18 protein-coding genes are annotated in these 19,879 nt (G+C 33.7%); all 18 read left to right on the top strand.

Going from position 1 to position 19,879, the window contains the following annotated elements; translation table 11 throughout:
• Positions 1–462: 462 nt before the first annotated feature.
• The 18 genes from pseB to ICG50_RS09785 all read left to right on the top strand — a co-directional run bounded on the left by pseB (position 463) and on the right by ICG50_RS09785 (position 19,657).
• Positions 463–1,476, top strand: coding sequence for a UDP-N-acetylglucosamine 4,6-dehydratase (inverting) (gene pseB / locus ICG50_RS09865; protein ID WP_187660747.1), 1,014 nt, complete (start codon positions 463–465; stop codon positions 1,474–1,476).
• A complete protein-coding gene (gene pseC, locus ICG50_RS09860) occupies positions 1,473–2,654 on the top strand; it encodes a UDP-4-amino-4,6-dideoxy-N-acetyl-beta-L-altrosamine transaminase (protein ID WP_187660746.1) in 1,182 nt (393 codons plus the stop codon). The genes pseB and pseC overlap by 4 nt, the downstream gene beginning before the upstream one ends.
• 5 nt (positions 2,655–2,659) lie before the next feature.
• Positions 2,660–3,463, top strand: a complete 804-nt coding sequence (locus ICG50_RS09855) for a CatB-related O-acetyltransferase (RefSeq protein ID WP_187660745.1) — start codon at positions 2,660–2,662, stop codon at positions 3,461–3,463.
• An 11-nt stretch (positions 3,464–3,474) separates the two neighbouring features.
• Positions 3,475–4,338: an aldo/keto reductase gene (locus tag ICG50_RS09850; RefSeq protein WP_187660744.1), complete on the top strand. Its 864-nt coding sequence runs from the start codon at positions 3,475–3,477 to the stop codon at positions 4,336–4,338.
• Complete coding sequence (locus tag ICG50_RS13115; protein WP_222940179.1) at positions 4,338–5,102, top strand: cytidylyltransferase domain-containing protein; 765 nt, start codon at positions 4,338–4,340, stop codon at positions 5,100–5,102. Before ICG50_RS09850 ends, ICG50_RS13115 begins: the two co-directional genes overlap by 1 nt.
• On the top strand, positions 5,095–6,408 hold the full coding sequence (locus ICG50_RS13110; protein WP_222940178.1) for an aminotransferase class III-fold pyridoxal phosphate-dependent enzyme: 1,314 nt from the start codon (positions 5,095–5,097) through the stop codon (positions 6,406–6,408). Before ICG50_RS13115 ends, ICG50_RS13110 begins: the two co-directional genes overlap by 8 nt.
• Positions 6,409–6,412: 4 nt before the next feature.
• Entirely contained in the window at positions 6,413–7,402 is a 990-nt protein-coding gene (locus ICG50_RS09840; RefSeq protein ID WP_187660743.1) for a GNAT family N-acetyltransferase, read from the top strand.
• Positions 7,399–8,466, top strand: coding sequence for a pseudaminic acid synthase (pseI, locus tag ICG50_RS09835; protein ID WP_187660742.1), 1,068 nt, complete (start codon positions 7,399–7,401; stop codon positions 8,464–8,466). Before ICG50_RS09840 ends, pseI begins: the two co-directional genes overlap by 4 nt.
• A 4-nt stretch (positions 8,467–8,470) precedes the next feature.
• Entirely contained in the window at positions 8,471–9,478 is a 1,008-nt protein-coding gene (locus ICG50_RS09830) for a polysialyltransferase family glycosyltransferase (RefSeq protein ID WP_187660741.1), read from the top strand.
• A complete protein-coding gene (locus tag ICG50_RS09825; RefSeq protein WP_187660740.1) occupies positions 9,479–10,777 on the top strand; it encodes a lipopolysaccharide biosynthesis protein in 1,299 nt (432 codons plus the stop codon).
• A 6-nt stretch (positions 10,778–10,783) separates the two neighbouring features.
• On the top strand, positions 10,784–12,019 hold the full coding sequence (locus ICG50_RS09820; RefSeq protein WP_187660739.1) for an EpsG family protein: 1,236 nt from the start codon (positions 10,784–10,786) through the stop codon (positions 12,017–12,019).
• 69 nt (positions 12,020–12,088) lie between these two features.
• Complete coding sequence (locus tag ICG50_RS09815) at positions 12,089–13,213, top strand: hypothetical protein (protein ID WP_187660738.1); 1,125 nt, start codon at positions 12,089–12,091, stop codon at positions 13,211–13,213.
• The gene (locus ICG50_RS09810; RefSeq protein ID WP_187660737.1) at positions 13,203–14,360 is read left to right on the top strand and encodes a CapA family protein; all 1,158 of its coding nucleotides are present in this window, start codon (positions 13,203–13,205) and stop codon (positions 14,358–14,360) included. The genes ICG50_RS09815 and ICG50_RS09810 overlap by 11 nt, the downstream gene beginning before the upstream one ends.
• Before the next feature lie 3 nt (positions 14,361–14,363).
• Complete coding sequence (locus ICG50_RS09805) at positions 14,364–15,389, top strand: ATP-grasp domain-containing protein (protein ID WP_187660736.1); 1,026 nt, start codon at positions 14,364–14,366, stop codon at positions 15,387–15,389.
• Positions 15,390–15,391: 2 nt separating this feature from the next.
• On the top strand, positions 15,392–16,456 hold the full coding sequence (locus ICG50_RS09800) for a glycosyltransferase (protein ID WP_187660735.1): 1,065 nt from the start codon (positions 15,392–15,394) through the stop codon (positions 16,454–16,456).
• Positions 16,457–16,542: 86 nt separating this feature from the next.
• Complete coding sequence (locus tag ICG50_RS09795) at positions 16,543–17,397, top strand: hypothetical protein (protein WP_187660734.1); 855 nt, start codon at positions 16,543–16,545, stop codon at positions 17,395–17,397.
• Positions 17,398–17,403: 6 nt separating this feature from the next.
• Positions 17,404–18,525, top strand: a complete 1,122-nt coding sequence (locus ICG50_RS09790) for a hypothetical protein (RefSeq protein WP_187660733.1) — start codon at positions 17,404–17,406, stop codon at positions 18,523–18,525.
• Complete coding sequence (locus ICG50_RS09785; RefSeq protein WP_187660732.1) at positions 18,518–19,657, top strand: glycosyltransferase family 4 protein; 1,140 nt, start codon at positions 18,518–18,520, stop codon at positions 19,655–19,657. Before ICG50_RS09790 ends, ICG50_RS09785 begins: the two co-directional genes overlap by 8 nt.
• Positions 19,658–19,879: the final 222 nt, after the last annotated feature.

Here is a 19,879-nt window from a genome sequence, read left to right as displayed (position 1 = left end):
AGTTAGAGCCCTTAGAGTTGTGAAGCGATAATCAAATTATAGATTATAAATTATAAATTTTAAATTAATCCCTGTCTCGGTAAACGAGATGGGGATTTTTTTAACCGTAAAGTTTGCTAAGGATACTAGTTATTTTATTTTTTCCTATTGACTTATAATATTAGTTTCACTCGGATGTGAAAAGACGAGAGGTCTTTATTTGGTCAAAGTTTGAGTAGATAAGGCGGATTTTAATGTTGGTGAAAACTGTTTGCTATTTATTCTCTCCTTTTGGTGACTAAACTTCAAATTTATTTATATTTGTAATCGTTATAATCGCTGAAACGGTTGATTTTTAACAGCAACAACTTTTATTGTTTAAGTTGTTGTTTGACTCAAGTAACTATGCCTATTTTATATGATTTTATTCGCTGTAGTCTCCTTGAATTCCAAACTTTAAATTATTAAATCACAAACAAAAAAATGTTTCTAAAAGACAAAACGTTGTTAATCACCGGTGGTACAGGATCGCTTGGAAAAGCACTAACTTCTCACATACTTCATAAACATCCTGAAATCAAGAAATTGATTATTTACTCGAGAGATGAGCAAAAACAATTTGAGATGGCTCAGGATTATCCTTCCCAACGTTTTCCTCAAATTCGATTTTTTATTGGCGATGTTCGAGATAGGGAGCGTTTAATGCGAGCTTTTAAAGGAGTTGACTATGTTATTCATGCCGCTGCTATGAAGCATGTGCCCATAGCCGAGTATAATCCGGATGAGTGTGTAAAAACTAATATTGGCGGAGCTGATAATGTAATTCACGCTTCCTTGGAGACTACCGTTGAACGAGTTGTTGCCTTATCAACTGATAAAGCTTGTGCTCCAATAAATTTGTATGGCGCTACTAAGTTAACCTCGGATAAATTATTTGTAGCTGCCAATAATATCAAAGGACATAATCCAATTCGCTTTTCGGTAGTTCGCTACGGAAATGTGATGGGTTCCAATGGTTCGGTTATTCCTTTTTTTATCAAAAAGAAGAAAGATGGGATATTGCCAATCACAGACCCGGAAATGACAAGATTTAATATTTCATTGCAAGGTGGTGTTGATATGGTAATGCATGCCTTAGAACATGCTTGGGGCGGGGAACTTTTTGTGCCTAAAATACCATCCTATAAAATATTAGATGTAGCCGAAGCCATAGGTCCGGAATGCAAAAAAGATATCATTGGTATTCGTCCGGGAGAAAAGGTTCATGAAGAAATGATTACTGCTTCTGACTCCTTTAATACTTACGATTTAGGAAAATATTATGCTATTTTACCTTCAAGACCTAATTGGTCTGTAGAAAATTTTGTTGACAGCTTTGATGCCGTAAAAGTACCGGTAGGGTTTACTTATAATTCGGGAGAAAATACCGAATGGGAAACGGTTGACAGTATGAGGGCTTTAATCAAGGAGCATGTTGATTCCAATTTTGTACTATGAGAAAAGCAATCCCATACGGAAGACAAAATATTACTGCCGAAGATTTAGCTACGGTGGTTGCCACATTACAATCTGACTATCTTACACAAGGACCAATGATTGCCTCTTTTGAAGAGGCTTTTGCCCAATACATTGGTAGTAAGTATGCCGTGGCTGTTGCTAATGGAACTGCTGCGCTTCATTTGTGTACGCTGGCTTTAGAGGTTAAACCCGGTCAAAAAGTAATCACCACTCCCATCACTTTTGCTGCTTCTGCCAATTGTGTTCGTTACTGTGGTGGCGAAGTAGTTTTTGCCGATATTGACCCGGAAACCTATTTGTTAGATTATCATTCGGTTGAAAAATTACTAGAAGGTTCTCCATTAGGTACTTATCATGGTATTATTCCGGTTGATTTTGCCGGAAGAGCCGTCAATTTGGAAAAATTTAAAGCCTTAGCAGAGAAATATAATCTTTGGATAGTTGAAGATTCTTGTCATTCTCCAGGAGGTTTTTTTATCGATAGTAATGGAAATCATCAAAACTGTGGCAACGGAAATTTTGCCGACTTGGCGATTTTTTCTTTTCATCCGGTTAAGCACATAGCTTCAGGAGAAGGCGGTATGGTTACCACTAATGATGAAAAGTTATATAAAAAATTGTTGATGCTCAGAACGCATGGCATAGTAAAATCGGACCATTTATATACTAACACAATCGAGTTCGCAGGTGGAGATACTAATTATCCGGGTTGGTATATGGAAATGCAAGAGTTGGGCTTTAATTACAGACTAACCGATTTTCAAGCTGCCTTAGGTTTAAGTCAATTAAAAAGAGCAGAAGAAGGGATTGCCAGAAGAAGAACCATTGCCCAAAAATATGAAGAAGCCTTCAAAGGAAAATCATTTATTAAAGGTCAATCCGGAGTAGTTGAAGGGCATGCTTATCATTTGTATATTATAGAAGTGGAGAATAGATTAGGGCTTTATAACTTCTTGAGAACTCAAAATATTTTTGCGCAAATACATTATATTCCTTGTCATTTAATGCCTTATTATAGACAAATGGGCTGGAAAGAGGATGATATGCCTAAAGCGGAAAACTATTATAAACACTGTATTAGTTTACCGATGTACCCAACGTTAACAGAGGAAGAACAACAGTTTGTAATTGATAAAGTTGTTGGCTTTTATAATTAAGAATGATGAAAAACATAGCTGTTTTTGGAGCCTGTAGAGAAGGATTGGAAGTATACCGAAGCTTATATTCTTCTGCATTAATCAACAATCAAGAGGTGACTTTTGTTTTTCTGGATAATGATAGTAGATTGAGTGGCTCCACTTATGAAGGTGTTAGCGTTTTGAGCCCTTACGAGGCCAAACTTTCACTTTTTGATTTGATTGTAGTAGGTATAATCGCTTTTGAAAGGGTTAAAGAGCAATTAATTTCCTTGAATGTCGCTCCTGAGAAGATTAAACGATATTATTCAGAAGTTTATTATAGTGATCAATCGAGAAGAGTAGGCATGGCTAGTATTGGGAAATATTCTTATTTTAAGCCCAGCACCGTTTTATATAATGTTGAGATTGGTAATTATTGTCATATTGGTGCCGATTGCAGACTTGGACTCATCGGACATGATGTGAGTAGGTTAACTACTTATCCTTTTGACTATCAATTTGGAAAAACCAAGGAAAGTTTGGATTGTTCCAAAGACAAAACCATAGATTTTAAAAAGACAAATGTTTTAAAGATAGGCCACGATGTTTATATAGGAGAAGGGGTTACCATCATGTCGGGCATTGAGATAGGCATTGGCGCAGTTGTCGGAAGTAAATCGGTTGTGACTAGAGACGTGCCTCCGTTTACCGTTGTGGCAGGTACACCGGCTAAAATTCTTTCGGAAAGACTTACTTCTTCTCAAAGGGAAGCTTTGTTAGAAAGCCAATGGTGGGAATTTGATAAAGTGGAAGCTGAATCCATTTTAAATAAAATTGTAAATCCCTAAATTGATTTTTCATGAAAGAGAAGTTAATATTGGGAACCGTACAATTTGGAATTGATTATGGGATCAATAATGAAAAAGGCATGCCCTCTGGAAATGAGGTAAATGCTATTTTAGCTAGTGCTTTTAATTCAGGAATCAGAACGCTAGATACTGCCGCAGCTTATGGACTAGCGGAAAATAGGATTGGTGATTTTCATGCATTAAACACTAATCAAAAGTTTGTGATAAATACTAAATTTAGCAAAGATGCCACAGTACCATGGTTGCCGTCTTTGATGAATAGTATTCATTCGATGAAGCTTGAACAGATTGACACAATTATGTTTCATTCCTTTGAGTCTTATCTTACTAATAAAACAGATTTAAAAGAAATTTATGCCATCGGATTTCCTCGTTATTTTAAAAGAATAGGGGTTTCAGTTTATACTAATGTGGAAATGGAAGCTTTGATTACTGATGAATTGGTAAGCGTTGTACAGCTTCCTTTTAATCTATTAGATAATCATTTGAAAAGAAGTGTTGTAATTGAAAAACTAAGGAAACAAAAAAAAGAGATTCACACCCGTTCTTGTTTTTTACAAGGATTATTTTTTTTAAATGAAGATAAAATACCCGAAAAGTTAATAGGTGTAAAGCCTTTTTTAAATAAGCTAAAGCAAATAGCTGTTGACCATAAAATCGAAATGGGACATTTAGCTTTGCAGTATGCACTCAGTAAAAATTATATTGACAAAGTGTTAATTGGAGTTGATACTGTTGCTCAACTTGAAAAGAATATCCAATGGGCAGAAGAAGCCATTGATAATGAAATTTTTAGTCAAATCGACTTAATTGATGTAACAAATTTAGCGTTGTTAAATCCTTCAAAATGGTAATGAACAAAACAATAATTGTAACTCAAGCCAGAATCGGCAGTAGCAGATTTCCTGAAAAAGTACTTCAGACTTTAGGAGACTCTACTTTACTTGGTGTGCATCTCGAAAGGTTGAAAAAATCAAAATTAGCCAGTCAAATACTAGTGGCTACTACTCATGAGAACAAATCGGATCAAATAATTTCTATAGCCAATAATGCCGGAATAGAAGCTTTTCAAGGTTCGACTGAAGATGTTTTGGATAGGTTTTATCAGTCAGTGGTGAATCATAATCCGGATTATGTTGTCCGGGTTACTTCTGATTGTCCTTTGATTGATCCCCAACTAATAGACAAAGTTATTAGCATGGTACAAGACAATAAATTGGATTACGGCGCCAACATATTGATTGAAAATTTCCCCGACGGACAAGATGTAGAGGTTTTTACTTTTAAAGCTTTGCAAAAAGCATGGGAAGAAGCCACATTATTATCCGATAGAGAACATGTTACGCCTTATATTCGAAAAAATACGGATTTCAATAAGGGCAATATGTTCAAAGCCATGAATTATAATGCTCCTGAAAATTTTAATCATGTGAGAATGACCGTTGATGAACCCTCAGATTTAGAAACGGTAGCGGTCTTAATACAAAAATTAGGCACTGACCAAGATTGGAAGTCTTATACCCATTACATTTTAGACCATCAGGAAATACTAGAGAATCAAAAGATTATCAGAAACGAAGGCTATTTAAAATCATTAAATAAAGAGACTAATGAGTAACAGAACCGGACAAAAATTATATGAAAAAGCAAAAACACTAATTCCAGGTGGTACGATGCTATTGTCCAAAAGACCGGAAATGTTTTTGCCGGACAATTGGCCTAGTTATTTCTCGAAATCAAAGGGAAATAAAGTTTGGGATTTGGATGGAAACCAATTTACAGATATGTCAATCATGGGAATAGGTACCAATACCTTAGGTTACGGACATGATGAAGTGGATGAAGCCGTTATGAAAACGGTGCTTAATGGTAATATGAGTACCTTAAATTGTCCTGAGGAAGTTTATTTGGCGGAAAAACTTATTGAAATTAACCCGTGGGCAGACATGGTTCGTTTTGCCCGAAGTGGAGGTGAAGCCAATGCCATAGCCATTAGAATTGCCCGAGCGGCTTCCGGAAAAGATAAAGTAGCCATTTGTGGTTATCACGGTTGGCATGATTGGTATTTATCTACTAATCATAACAGTGGCGATGGACTTTCCGGTCATTTATTGCCCGGTTTAGAGCCTGCAGGTGTTCCCAAGAATTTAAAAGATTCTGTTTTTCCTTTTCATTACAATAACATTAAAGAATTAGAAACCATTGTTGCTACTCAAGATATCGGAGTAATCAAAATGGAAGTGGTTAGAAATTTTGGCCCGGAAGATAATTTTTTACAGAAAGTCAGAGATTTAGCGACCCAAAATAATATCGTCCTTATCTTTGATGAATGTACCTCGGGATTTAGAGAAACCTTTGGCGGTATTTATAAAAAATATGGTGTTGAACCGGATATGGCTATGTATGGAAAAACAATCGGAAACGGATATGCTTTGACCGCAGTGGTTGGAAAAAAATCTGTGATGGAAGCTGCTCAGAAGACTTTTATCAGTAGTACTTTTTGGACCGAACGTATCGGTCCGACAGCGGCTTTAAAGACGCTTGAGGTAATGGAACGCATTAAGTCATGGGAAATTATTACGGAAAAAGGAAAGCAAATGCAGGAAGGATGGCAAGAGTTAGCTAAGTCTAATAACCTATCCATAACGGTATCGGGAATTCCATCATTAACTACTTATGCTTTTAATAGTGATAATGCTTTATTGTTCAAAACTTTTATCACTCAGGAAATGTTGAAAAAAGGATTTTTGGCCAGTACTAATTTTTATGCATCCATTGCGCATGAAGACGCTGATTTTGACCAATATTTTACGGAATTAGATACGGTTTATAAAAAAATAAAAGAACATGAAAATGGAACTTTAGACCTAAATTCTTTGTTAGAAGGACCCATTTGTCATTCGGGTTTCAAGAGATTAAATTAGCCCTATGAAATACAAAGTATTGCATAAGCAAGTGTTTTCCGTTGGTAATTTTGCCATAGTTCCTATCCGTTTTGAGGATAGAATTGCCATTATGAAATGGCGAAATGAGCAAATTTATCATTTGCGCCAGCAAAAGCCATTAACCATTGAAGACCAAGATCATTATTTTAACAACGTAGTTTCAAAATTATTTGACCAAGAGCAACCCAATCAAATACTGTTTTCCTTTTTAGAAAACGACCTTTGTATAGGTTATGGTGGTTTAGTTCATATCAATTGGGTGGATAAAAATGCTGAGATATCTTTTATAATGAATACTGCTTTGGAAAGTTTGCGGTTTCATGAGATTTGGTGCGCTTATTTAGGTTTAATCAATCAAGTTGCTTTTCAAGATTTGAATTTGCATAAACTATATACTTATGCTTTTGATTTGAGACCACACTTGTATAAAGCACTTGAATCGTCCGGTTTTCAAAAAGAAGCCGTACTGAAAGACCATTGTTTTTTTGAAAACAAATTTAAAAATGTGGTAATTCATGCCCAATATAAAAACAAAATGGTGCTCAGAAGAGCTATTAGTTCAGATGTCAATATAACTTTTGAATGGGCATCCAATGCAGTGGTTAGGCAATATGCCTTAACTAAAAATAAAATTGAATTTGACAGTCATACGGTATGGTTTAATACTAAAATTAACGACTCAAAAGTCTATTATTACATTGCTATGATTGATGGTCAGCCGATCGGATCTATTCGTTTTGACCAAGTTGCAGAGGAAGCGGTTATCAGTTATTTGATTGATCCGAAGTTTCATGGAAAAGGTTTTGGAAAAAAAATAGTAGAAGAAGGAATTGCGCATTTTAGATTGGATTCGCAAGCTTATTCTATCGTAGGAATTGTTGAGAATGAAAATAAGGCCTCTTTAAAAATCTTTAGAGATTTATTTTTTAAGGAGGAGTTTTTAAATGAAAATACCCTAAAATTCAAATTATGAAGATTAAGAACTTCACTATAAATAAAGAGTCACAGGTTTTTATAATTGCAGAACTTTCTGCCAACCATAACGGTAGTTTAGAAACCGCTTTAGAAACAGTTCGTGCCGCCAAAAGAGCCGGCGCAGATTGTATAAAATTACAAACCTATACTGCGGATACTATTACTATTGATTCCAAAAAAGATGATTTTTTAATCAAAGGGACTATTTGGGATGGCAAAAATTTATATGAATTATACCAAGAAGCCTATACTCCCTGGGAATGGCACCAGGCCTTATTTGAAGAAGCAGAAAAAAACGGCTTGATTTGTTTTTCTTCCCCATTTGACAAAACAGCCGTTGACTTGTTAGAATCATTAAATGCTCCGGCTTATAAAATAGCCTCCTTTGAGATTACTGATATCCCTTTGATTGAATATACCGCCAGCAAAGGAAAACCCATAATCATGTCTACCGGAATTGCTACAATAGAAGATATTGAATTGGCTTTAGCCGCTTGCAGAAGAATGGGTAATACCGATATTGCTTTATTGAAATGTACCTCAAGTTATCCTGCGCCGATTGAAGAGGCCAATATGGTTATGGTTAAAGATTTTGCAGAACGTTTTGGCGTAATTACCGGTTTGTCTGACCATACCATGGGAGCTACTGTTCCGTTAGTGGCTACTTGTTTTGGTGCCAAAATCATCGAAAAGCATTTTATTTTAGACCGATCTATCGGAGGACCGGATGCCTCCTTTTCGATGAATGAACAAGAATTTACCGATATGGTAAAAGCTGTAAGAGAAGCAGAAAAAGCCATCGGTGTTGTTGATTATCAATTAACGGATAAACAAGCCAAAGGCAAAGATTTTTCGCGCTCCTTGTATGTTGTTAAAGACCTGAAAAAAGGAGAAGTAATCACTGAAGAGCATGTTAAAAGTATCAGACCGGGCTTCGGTTTGCATCCAAAATATTATAATCAAATTATTGGAAAAAAGAGCAGTCAAGAGGTAGAAAAAGGGACCAGAATGCGTTTGGATTTTTTGGAAATGGATGCAACTTTAGAACAGGAATTAAATTAGGTATATGAAAATGAAGAAAACGAATGTGTTTTTAGTTAGGACACAATACCATGTGTTAATGGCTGTGAATACTATTTTCAGTGAATATAAAGATTATAATAATATTATTTATTACCTGAAAGGAAGGATTAATAATGATTTAGAGAGCAATGAAGATTTTATAGATTTTAAAAAACTAGAACGAAACAAATTTGGGAATACTGACTTTGTCAAGCATTTAAAAGAGCTTAATCCTAAACGTTTTTTCTTTTTTCAAGAGAACTGTTCAGAAACGTTGTTCCTACTAAACAAATTATCAAAAACGGATATTATTATTTCGTTATTGCAAGACGGAACTAAACCTTACCATCACTACAAAAAGAAAAGACTTTTGTATTGTATTCTCAGAGATACACTCAATGATTATAAGGAAATGTATAAGAGAAAGCAAATGGCATTAATTGGTTTTCACAACAATTATAAATATGCATTTTCTAAAGAAGTCGATGAAGTGTGGTTAACTTATCCTGAGAGATATAATAACAGAACCAAGAAAAAATTAATTCAATTGCCCTATTACTCTGAGGAATCTATCAAATTTTGTAATCAACTATTCAATTTCAAGGTTGATTTTGATGTGGAATCTATTTTATACTTAGGTCAAGCTTGGAAAAGAATTTATTGGGAACGCGAAAAAGAAATTTTTGATTATTTGATTCAAAAGTACCCCGAAAGAAAAATTATATACAAAGCACATCCCAATTCAGAACCGGGTCAACTTGAGTTATATAATGATTATAAAAATATTGTAATTATAAAAGACATAATTCCGGCCGAATTGTATGTGCTGACTATGAAAAACACCATTATTTTGAGCGCAGCATCAACCTCAATGTTTGTTTATAATGAAACTTGCAAATTTTATTACACCTATAAACTCTATCAATTTGGTAATATTTTTACCCAAGTTGATATAGGTAACCCTACAGATTATATTGTTAATATTGACAATATGAATGAAATTGTTTTTTAAATGTTAAAGAAAATTTACCATAAGTTTCAATCAAACGATTTAATTAAGACCGGTTCTTACTATAGTTTGTCGAGTACCATTAATAGCTTTTCCAAAATGTTAGTTGGGATTGTTATTATGAAATGGTTGAATCCTTATGAGCTTGGTATGTGGAATGCCGTATCCATCTTTTTAGCCTATATTCCTTTTTTTCAATTGGGCATTCAAAATGGATTGTCTATTGAGCTACCCGTATTAATGGGAAATAACGATAAAGATTATAAGAAATATATAGCTTCCGCAAGATGGTATTCTTATTTTATTTCAATTCTATTCCTCCTTGTTGGTATTGTTATCACAGCTCTTTCTTTCTTTTTTACAGCTAACTTAGATCTTACGCTGGGTATTGGAACTATTTGTGTTATTGCGGCAAGTACGTCATTGACCTTGCATATGATTTCTACCTTTAGAACGTCAAAATCATTTGATAAGCTGACTAAAATATATAGTATTGAAAGTATATTAACACTATTTTCAGCTTATTTTGTTTATAAATTCCACTATTATGGCATACTGTTATTTAATATCATTGTAGTTGTACAGCATACCATTTTGCTCTTTGTTTTTTCACCATACAAGGATATAAAACCGGATTTTTCAAAAGCTTTTTTACAGAAATTGTTAAAAAGAGGCATGATTATAATGTCGTTTTATCAGTTAAGAGTGTTGGCACAAAGTTTTCCTAAATGGATTATACTTAGTATCGGTGGTGTATTTCAACTTGGATTATTTTCCCCTGCTATGGCATTAAAAGGCATGATGAATTTATTGCCTAGTCAAATTAATCAGTTCATACAACCCCAAATGGGTTTTAAGTATGGTAAGGAAGGAAAAGCGGCCTTGTTGTGGCCTTACATGAAGAAAATGATTTTATTTTATCCCTTACTATGTCTACCGTTTTCCATAGTGGTTATTGCTTTTATGCCTTATATAATAGCAACTTTTTTTCCTAAGTTTACTGCTTCAATAGTATCCATCCAAATAATGTCGGTGGCATTTATTTTTTCAAGTTACGGCACCACACACAACATTCTTTATACTTTGAAGGCTTATAAAGAGGCGTACCAATTTCTTTTTTTCGAATTATTAGGGTATGCCCTTTTCCCCATCTTATGTCACTGGGTATTTGATGTTGATTTATTAAGTAGTATATCTATCGGAATTCTAATTAATTACATATTTTTATATTTGTTTAATTATTTTTTGTTGAAAAAGGTGCTTTTTTTAGAAAAGTATAATACTAAAATTACCGATAAATAAAAAGTTATGAGAAGCAGTATTGTACCTAAGTTACTTTTTGTTTTTGTTTGGCCTCTTCCAACGATAATAAGTGTATTCAAAGATTTAAAATCGAGATATTTACTTTTGTTTTTCTTGTTCTTTTCTGTATTTGTTGGAATTAACATGTTTAATGCGCCTACTTCTGACATGTATAGGTATGTAACTCGTTCGGTCTATTATAAAAATATTTCTTTGGTCGATATTTTTTTGGAAAAAGATTTCTTTTACCCGCTTCTGTCCAAAATAATTAATTCAGTTTCAAGTGATTTTTATTTTATTACGGTCTGTTTTACAACGATTTATTATTTTTTATTCTATAAGTGTATTAAAGTAATCTCGGATAATTTAGATCCAAATTATAGAGCCTATATTCCATGGTTTTATGTTTTAGCATTGTATACCGTTCTTCCTTTTACAGTGGTTACAGCGTTTAGATACAATTCGGCAGTGCTTTTTTTTTCTTGGTGTTTGTTAGAATATACTTTAAACGGTAAGAAGAAATTTTTATATATCATTCTTTTAACACCTTTCATTCACTTTTCATTTCTTTTTTACACCATTTTGCCTTTTGTTTATTTGGCAATCAAGAATTTAAAAAAAAGAACCAATATTGTTATCTTACTATTTGGATTGTCTTTTGTGTATTCTAATTCTAATCTTTCAAGTGTGGTGGATACTTTTTCCAAGCAATATCTAAGAGAAAGTATCTCCAATCAAGTAGATGCTTATGCTTCTGAAGAAGGCATTGAAAACAACGACCAGCGATATGCAAAAGCAGTAAAAGAAGGTTCTGCCCGAAGGGCTATTAACAGAGGAATAATTGCTTATTCGAGACAAATTTTAATGTTTAGTTTGTTGTTTTTTATCCTTAAAAGGAAAAAGTTTTTAGCCAAGAATCAGTTTTATGAAGATCTATTAATAATGGCTTTGTTGTCTTATTCACTGACTAATTTTGCCTCTTCTGTCCTCCATGGAAATCGTTTTTTCTCGGTCAGTAATTTTTACTTTTATTTTGTATTATTCTTTATGATTGCTTCTAACAAAGTTTCTTTTGAGCAAAACAAAGCTTTCTTTTTGAATAACAAAAGATTCTTTCATTTCATAAGTCTGCTCATCGTATTGAACTTTATAAATTTCACCTATATGGCGAAGACCATTTTTAATTTTCCGAATCTTATTTTTGGAAATTGGCTGTCTTCCTATTTTTTAATTAGCGGATAAATGTATCATAAGTAGAAGAAAAAAAAGGATTGGTTTAAAAAATATAGTTAGGCTAAACGGATAAGGAAAATGGTTGAAATTTTAAAAAATATCTTATTGAATTCTAAAGGATTCAAATCCAAAAGAAAAATCTTGGTCATCGAATCCGATGATTGGGGTTCAGTAAGAATGCCTTCTAAACATGCTTACAATAACTTATTGAAAGCCGGAATCAAAGTTGACCAATGCGGGTATACTACTTTTGACAGTCTGGAATCAGAGCAAGATTTAGAGGCTATTTTTAGTCAGTTGCATAAAATCAAAGATAAGAAAGGCAATTCTCCAAGTATCACTGCCAATACCATTGTTGCTAATCCCGACTACCAAAAAATAAGAGAAGGAAATTTTGATCGTTATTACTTTGAAACGTTTGATCAATCTTATCAAAGGTACCAAGGTACTGCCAATACGTTAGAGGTAATTAAACAAGGAATAGGGGAAAAGTTGTATTTTCCACAGTTGCATGGGCGAGAGCATATTTTTTTAAAAAATTGGATGAGTGCCTTAAAAAATGAAGAGGCAGCAACCAGACTGGCCTTTGATAACCAAGTTTACGGGTTGAGTACCACAATAACAACGGCTAAAAGAAAAAGTTTTCTAACAGCACTCGATGCTGATCATTTAGAAGAATTAGCAGTTCATGAAGCCATTCTTACTCAAGCCCAACAAATTTTTACCGATAAGTTTGGTTTTCCTTCAACATCTTTTATTGCGGCTAATTATACCTGGCATCCTAATCATGAAGTTTTTTTGAATAGAATAGGGGTAAATACCATTCAAGGTGGTCGAGCTCAGAAAGTACCGGGCAGCCATCAAGGGTATCAAATCATCAAGCATTATATGGGAAATCAAAATGTTTTAGGACAGATCTATTTAATCCGAAATGCTGGTTTTGAACCTGCTACCAGACCCAATGTCAATTGGCATCAAAAAATTTTAAACGAAGTAAGAGCGGCTTTTTTAGTTGGGGCACCGGTAATTTTATCGACACATCGGGTTAACTTTATGGGAGGTATGGTGGAAAAAAACAGAGAGGATAATCTGAAATTGTTTTCGGAGATACTTACTGATTTAGTAAAAAAATACCCCGATATTGAGTTTATGAATACCGTGGAATTGTCAAACCTAATAAGAATTTCTAAAAATGAGTTATGATGTTTTAGTTTGCGGAGATTTTTACGTTGGGCCACATGCCGGAGGAAGACTGGATACTGTTATTGCCAATAAAGATTATGCTTTATTGTTTGGGGATTTGTATGAAGATTTGAAAGCCTCAAAATTATCCATTGTGAATTTGGAAGGACCAGTGGTTAACTCAGGAAATCCATCTCCTAAAACAGGTCCTGTGATTGTTATGAAACCACTAGTACTGGAAGCTTTAGTTGATGCTAATATCAATTTAGTAACTTTAGCCAATAACCATGTTATGGATTTTGGGATAGAAGGCTTCAAGGAAACTATAACAAGATTAAATCAGTCCAATCTAAGTTTTGTAGGTGCCGGACTTTCTAAAACCGTTAAAAGAGAACCATTTTTAACAGTCATTAAGTCAAAAAAAATAGCCATAATCAATGTTTGTGAACATGAGTGGATTACGGAGATCAATAGTGAGTCAGGTGCCAATGGAGTGGATGTCATTGAGCATTATTGTCAAATTAAAACTTTGCGTTCCACTACCGATTTTATCATTGTAATCTACCATGGAGGTAATGAATACCATCCACTTCCTACTCCGGAAATGAAGAAAATATTTCGTTTTTTTGTCGACGCCGGTGCTTCAGCCGTTATCGGGCATCATACCCATACTTTTAGCGGGTATGAAAGATACCATGATTGTCCTATTTTTTATAGTTTGGGCAACTTTATCTTTGATAGCCATAAAAAATCGAAAGGCGAAAATTGGAATACCGGTATTGCCATAGGATTAACTATTATTAATGATCAATTAGATTTTAAAATCATTCCGTTTTTGCAAAACGATGAAGCCATAGGGATAAAAAAATTAGAAGGTCAAGCATTGCAGAATTTTGAAGTGAAGCTAAATATGTATAATGAAATCATTCTTGATGATCAAAAGTTACAAGAAGAATATGGTAGATTTGCCGAAAAAATGGGGTTGCAGTATTTGGCATTTTTAAATCCATACGAAGGCAAGTTAAGTTCATTATTTAAAAAAGGCATTCTTCCCTCGGTGTATAGTAAAAAGAAAATACTATTATTACTCAATTTAATAAGATGTGAATCTCATAAATATTTGCTGGAGTACATATTAAAAGAGAAGATTAAAAACACTAAAAAGTAATTCATGAGAATCGCAATACATGATAATCCGGGGTCTTTTGCTTCAAAATGGATAGAATATTGTAAAGACAATAGCATTGATTTTGGCATTGTAAACTGCTATGATACTGACATTATGGAACAAATGAAATCATTTGATATTTTATTATGGCATCATCAACAGTCTAATCCAACAGATTATTTTATGGCCAAAAAATTATTAGAGGCTTTAGAGTTTTCCGGCAAATTGGTTTTTCCTGACCACAATACCAATTGGCATTTTGATGATAAGGTAGCCCAAAAATACCTGTTTGAAGGATTAGAAATAAGGACACCTGAAAATTATGTTTTCTACGATTTAAAATCACTTAAAAAATTTGCTAAATCCAGTTCCTATCCGATAGTTTGGAAGTTAAAAGGCGGTTCCGGAAGTAGAAATGTAAAGCTGGTTAAAAATGAAAACGAGTTGATTGCTATTGGTCAAAAAATGTTTGGAAGCGGTATAAGAGAATATGATGCTGTCGATGGCATTAAAGAAGCTATCCGACGATATAAAATGGGCAAAAAGAAAATGATTGATATTTTCAAAGCCATAGCCCATTTAGTTTATCCTGTCAAATATGAACGCATGAGCGGTAAGGCTTGGGGTTATGTTTATCTGCAGGAATTTATTCCCAATAATGATTCTGATTATCGGGTTATTGTTATTAAAGACAAGGCTTTTGCCATAAAACGGTATACGCGACCTAATGATTTCAGAGCTAGTGGCAGTGGTTATATAGAATACAAAAAGGAGTTGTTTGATAATGAGTTGTTAAAGACTTCTTTTGAAATAGCGTCAAAGGTGAAAACTCAATGCATAGCGTTTGATTTTGTTTACCGTGACGGAAAACCTTTATTAGTAGAAATGAGTTATGGTTATCGAAAAGAAGGCTATTACGCTTGTGAAGGCTATTGGGACAGTAGTTTGAATTGGCATTCCGGTAACTTCAATCCTTATCAATGGATAATTGAAGATTTAAAAGAAACGTTTTTGAACTTAAAGAAGTAATCTTGAAAGAAGTAATTTTAGTTTCTCCAAAATTAGGGATAGGCGGTATTCAAAGAGCAATGACCAATCTGGCCAATTGGTTTGTAAATAATGGATATCAAGTTACTTTAATTTCCTGTAAAAAAGAACCCTTGTTTTATCCGCTAGACTCAAAAGTAACATTGGTAACACCCCAAAAAGAGCATCCCGGAAATCAAGGCAATATCATTTTTCACTATATCAGGATTATCTTTTATTTAAGAAGAGCCTTTAAAGCAAATTCCTCACAACATATTATTTCATTTGGAGATGTATTTAATCCATTGACTTTAATGGCCAGTATTGGTTTAAAAAAGAAAGTGCATATTTCAGATCGAACAAGTCCTGATTTTAAATTCAAATGGTATGTCTCTTTCTTAAAAAAAATTACTTATCTTCATTCCACTACCTTTATAGCACAAACTACAAAAGCTGCGCTATGGAACGAAGCGAAATTTGCAAACAAACTCAATATTAAAGTAATTCCAAATCCCATAAGAGAAGTTATTGTTGATTCTACTATAACTAAGGAAAAGATATTGCTTTATGTTGGCCGATTTGCTTGGGAAAAAAACCCAGAGGCTTTAATTAGAGCATTTTCAATGATTGAGAATAGGGATGGATGGCAATTAGTAATGTTGGGAGACGGACCTTTGCTTTCGAATATGAAAACATTGGTTTCTGAATTAAAATTAGAGGGCAACATTCAATTTGTAGGACAGGTGAAAGATGTTGATTCCTATTTTTCCAAAGCATCTTTATATGTTTTACCTTCTGTATTGGAAGGTTTTCCAAATGCTTTGTGTGAGGCAATGGCGGCCGGTTTACCATGCGTTTGTGTAGAAGGAATTCCTTATGAAGATTTAGGAACTAAAGGGGTAGATTTTTTAGTGGCAAAACGAGATGATATTATTGATTTATCATCGAATATTAACCAATTATTGCAATCAGAATCTCTAAGAATGACTATGGGTAAAAATGCACAATCTATTAGAGACCGACTAGCATTGCCGATAATTTTTACTAAGTTTGAAGAAATCCTGAATTAATAACTATGAATTTATTACTTCGATTATATTATAGTATTCCTAATTTTCAAAATCAATCTGTTTTGGGTAAAATTTTGAATAGAAGTATGGAGAAAGTCCTAAAAACATGGTTTGATTTTTACTGTCCTATTTTTTTTAAATTTACTTCAAAGAATGCCAAATATTCTCTCCAAGCGAACACCTCCGAAAAAAAATCTAGTGAATTAATTATTGCGAGTTTGACAAGTTTTCCGGCCAGAATTGAATATACTTATTTGAGTGTTGAATGTATATTAAGACAATCTTATCAACCTGATAAACTAATACTTTGGTTGGCCAAAGAACAATTTCCGGAAGGTTTAGCCTCATTGCCAAAAAGGTTATTGGATCAGACCAAGCGCGGTTTAGAAATTAGGTTTTGTGATGATTTGCGTTCTCATAAAAAATATTATTACTCTTTAATCGAATTTCCTCAAAGTAAGGTGGTTATGTTTGATGATGATTTATATTACCACAAGGACATGATTAAAGATTTAATGGCATTGCATCTTAAATACCCCAATAAAGTAATAGCTTCAAGAGCTCACTTAATCAATTTCAATGAGGGTTTAATACTACCGTATCTGCAATGGACACATAATTATAATGAAGAAAAACCCTCAATATATTTACACCATACAAGTGGTAATGGTACCTTGTTGCCTGGCAAAAATATTTTTGATCAAACAGTATTTGATAAAGATTTAATTTTTAAATTGAGTCCCAACTCAGACGATGTGTGGCTTAAAATGAATTTGATCCGACTTCAAATTGAGGTTGTTACCAATGCCAAATACAATAAAGATCCAATCAGCGTGAAATCTACGCATAAAGTTTCCCTTGTATCAAGTAATTCATTTAAAGGAGGAAAAGACAAACAAATTAAGGATTGTATTGACTATTTTGATTTAAAATTTAATTGATTATTTATGAATTTAATTACATTATTTAGAAAATCATATGTCAACTATAGAGGTTGGTCAACCCCCAAAAAAATTGTGGTCATAGAATCCGATGATTGGGGAAGTATTCGCATACCTAATACCGAAACCTATCAGGCGCTAGTCAAAAAAGGAATTCCTGTTGATAAAAACAGATATACTAAATTTGATGGACTTGAAACTCCAGACGACTTGGCTGTTTTGTTTGAGGTGCTTAGTTCCCATAAAGACGCTAATCAAAATCCTGCCACTATAACCGTTAATTCGTTGCCGGCTAATCCAGATTTTGATAAAATTAGAGCCGGAGCTATGAATACTTATCATTATGAATCAGTATTTGATAGTTACCAAAAACATTCTTCCAAGGAGGCAATGATTGGTTTATGGAAACAAGGTATTGAAGAAAATATTTTTTACCCTCAATTTCATGGAAGAGAGCATTTGCATCCTGCCAGATGGATGAAGGCAGTTATGACCTGTGAAAAAGAAAAAATTTGTTTTGACCATGATGCGATTCCGGGTATTGATTTAGGGACTTCCAAGAGAATTAATTATTTAGCCGCTTTTGATTATTACAATGAAGCCGAAAAATTATCCATAGAAACGGATTTAATGGATGGGCTCCAATTGTTTGAAACTGTATTTGGATTCCAATCAAAATCATTTATTGCTTCCCAATCAATAAGAGGAAATCATATCAATGCCATATTAGCCAATAATGGGGTTAAGTATCATCAAAATGCGCAGCAATTGTTGCCTTATCTAGAAGATGTAAAGCATGGCATAGTCAATAAATATTGGGGTTTTAAAGATGAATTCGGCTTGCTTTATTGGAGAAGAAATGTGACTTTTGAGCCTAGTAAAAATCAAAATTTGGATTGGGTAGATTTGTGTATGGCAGAAATTAATAATGCTTTTACATTTGGTAAACCAGCTGTTATCAATTCGCATAGGCTTAATTATATAGGCCATTTATCCAAAAAAAATCAATCCGATTCCATCAAAGCTTTAGATGCGCTTTTGAAAGCAATTGTAAAAAAATGGCCCAATGTTGAATTTATGAACAGCCAACAATTAGGTGAATATATGAGCAATACAAGTAATGAATAAAAAGTTAATAGTTGGAATTACCGCGCCTGGAAGTGTAATTTTAATTGCCGGACAATTGCGATATTTTAAGGAATTAGGTTATGACACTTATTTAATGGCGCCCAATCATCAGAGGGTAACTGAGTATTGCCAACAAGAAGGCTGTACGCATTTGCCTGTGGATTTAGAACGGGAAATTTCTCTCTTAAAGGATATTAAAGCTTTGTTTCAGGTATTTAAACATTTGCGAAAGGTAAAACCGGATGTAGTAAATTTCGGTACACCAAAAGTAAGTTTGTTAGGAATGATTGCGGCAAAGTTATTAGGGGTTAGAAACAGGATTTATACTTGTCGAGGTTTTCGTTTTGAACATGAAACCGGATTGAAAAAGGCAATACTGGTTACCATGGAAAAAATAACCGCACGATTTGCCCATAAAATCATCTGTATCAGTAATTCGGTTAGGGATTTAGGCATAGAAAACACTATTTTTTCAAAAGATAAATCTTTAGTAATTAATAAAGGAAGCAGTAACGGGATTGATTTAGAAAGATTTAGCCCAAGTCAAGTTAAAACGGAACAAATCTTAGATTTGAAAAATAAACTAGGATTGAATGAAACCCATTTTGTATATGGTTTTGTGGGAAGATTAATTGACAGAAAAGGAATTAAAGAAATTTATGAGGCATTCAATAACTTATATGCAGAGAATCATTTTTTGCGATTATTGATTGTTGGTCCCATTGAAAAAAGTCAAATTGCTGACTTGAGCTTACTAGAAAAAATGAATGAACATCCCGGAGTTTTATTGGTTGGCACCCAAATTAATGTTCCGCTGTATTTGTCTGTAATGGATATTTTTTGTCTGCCTGCTTGGTGGGAAGGATTTGGGAATGTATCAGTTCAGGCTGCCGCTATGGGATTACCTGTGATTGCCACAGATGTTACCGGAAGTAAAGATGCTGTTTCCAAAGATTTTAATGGTTTATTAATCCCTGCAAAATCAGTCACTGATTTGCAAAATGCAATGGATTTTTTACAGAAGAATACGGAAAAAAGAAAGGAATTGGGGATGAATGGTTTAATTTGGGCCAAAAACTTTGAAAGCAAAATGATTTGGGATGGGATGAAGAAGATTTATTGCTCTAGGTAGTAACAACCCTTTTTAGGTTTTACCAGCTCTCCAGTATAGGATATTTCAAAATAGAATACAACTGAAGATAATGTTATAATAAATCTAAATTATAAATACTTTTACAATCGAGTTCTAAGTAATTTAATTTATTAAACACATTCGACAAATTTTACATTACAATACATTTTCACTATAAACAAAAGGCCTAACAATGCTCTTTAATTCACTAGACTTTTTAAT

It is taken from the genome of Flavobacterium buctense (genome assembly GCF_014486695.1).
Taxonomy (GTDB): domain Bacteria; phylum Bacteroidota; class Bacteroidia; order Flavobacteriales; family Flavobacteriaceae; genus Flavobacterium; species Flavobacterium buctense.
The sequence above is the reverse complement of the archived record's forward strand: the minus strand, read 5'-3'. Positions and strand labels throughout refer to the sequence as shown.

Coding starts and splice junctions, on each gene's coding strand:
- pseB (WP_187660747.1), top strand. CDS start 463: ATGTTTCTAAAAGACAAAACGTTGTTAATCACCGGTGGTACAGGATCG.
- pseC (WP_187660746.1), top strand. CDS start 1,473: ATGAGAAAAGCAATCCCATACGGAAGACAAAATATTACTGCCGAAGAT.
- ICG50_RS09855 (WP_187660745.1), top strand. CDS start 2,660: ATGAAAAACATAGCTGTTTTTGGAGCCTGTAGAGAAGGATTGGAAGTA.
- ICG50_RS09850 (WP_187660744.1), top strand. CDS start 3,475: ATGAAAGAGAAGTTAATATTGGGAACCGTACAATTTGGAATTGATTAT.
- ICG50_RS13115 (WP_222940179.1), top strand. CDS start 4,338: ATGAACAAAACAATAATTGTAACTCAAGCCAGAATCGGCAGTAGCAGA.
- ICG50_RS13110 (WP_222940178.1), top strand. CDS start 5,095: ATGAGTAACAGAACCGGACAAAAATTATATGAAAAAGCAAAAACACTA.
- ICG50_RS09840 (WP_187660743.1), top strand. CDS start 6,413: ATGAAATACAAAGTATTGCATAAGCAAGTGTTTTCCGTTGGTAATTTT.
- pseI (WP_187660742.1), top strand. CDS start 7,399: ATGAAGATTAAGAACTTCACTATAAATAAAGAGTCACAGGTTTTTATA.
- ICG50_RS09830 (WP_187660741.1), top strand. CDS start 8,471: ATGAAAATGAAGAAAACGAATGTGTTTTTAGTTAGGACACAATACCAT.
- ICG50_RS09825 (WP_187660740.1), top strand. CDS start 9,479: ATGTTAAAGAAAATTTACCATAAGTTTCAATCAAACGATTTAATTAAG.
- ICG50_RS09820 (WP_187660739.1), top strand. CDS start 10,784: ATGAGAAGCAGTATTGTACCTAAGTTACTTTTTGTTTTTGTTTGGCCT.
- ICG50_RS09815 (WP_187660738.1), top strand. CDS start 12,089: ATGGTTGAAATTTTAAAAAATATCTTATTGAATTCTAAAGGATTCAAA.
- ICG50_RS09810 (WP_187660737.1), top strand. CDS start 13,203: ATGAGTTATGATGTTTTAGTTTGCGGAGATTTTTACGTTGGGCCACAT.
- ICG50_RS09805 (WP_187660736.1), top strand. CDS start 14,364: ATGAGAATCGCAATACATGATAATCCGGGGTCTTTTGCTTCAAAATGG.
- ICG50_RS09795 (WP_187660734.1), top strand. CDS start 16,543: ATGGAGAAAGTCCTAAAAACATGGTTTGATTTTTACTGTCCTATTTTT.
- ICG50_RS09790 (WP_187660733.1), top strand. CDS start 17,404: ATGAATTTAATTACATTATTTAGAAAATCATATGTCAACTATAGAGGT.
- ICG50_RS09785 (WP_187660732.1), top strand. CDS start 18,518: ATGAATAAAAAGTTAATAGTTGGAATTACCGCGCCTGGAAGTGTAATT.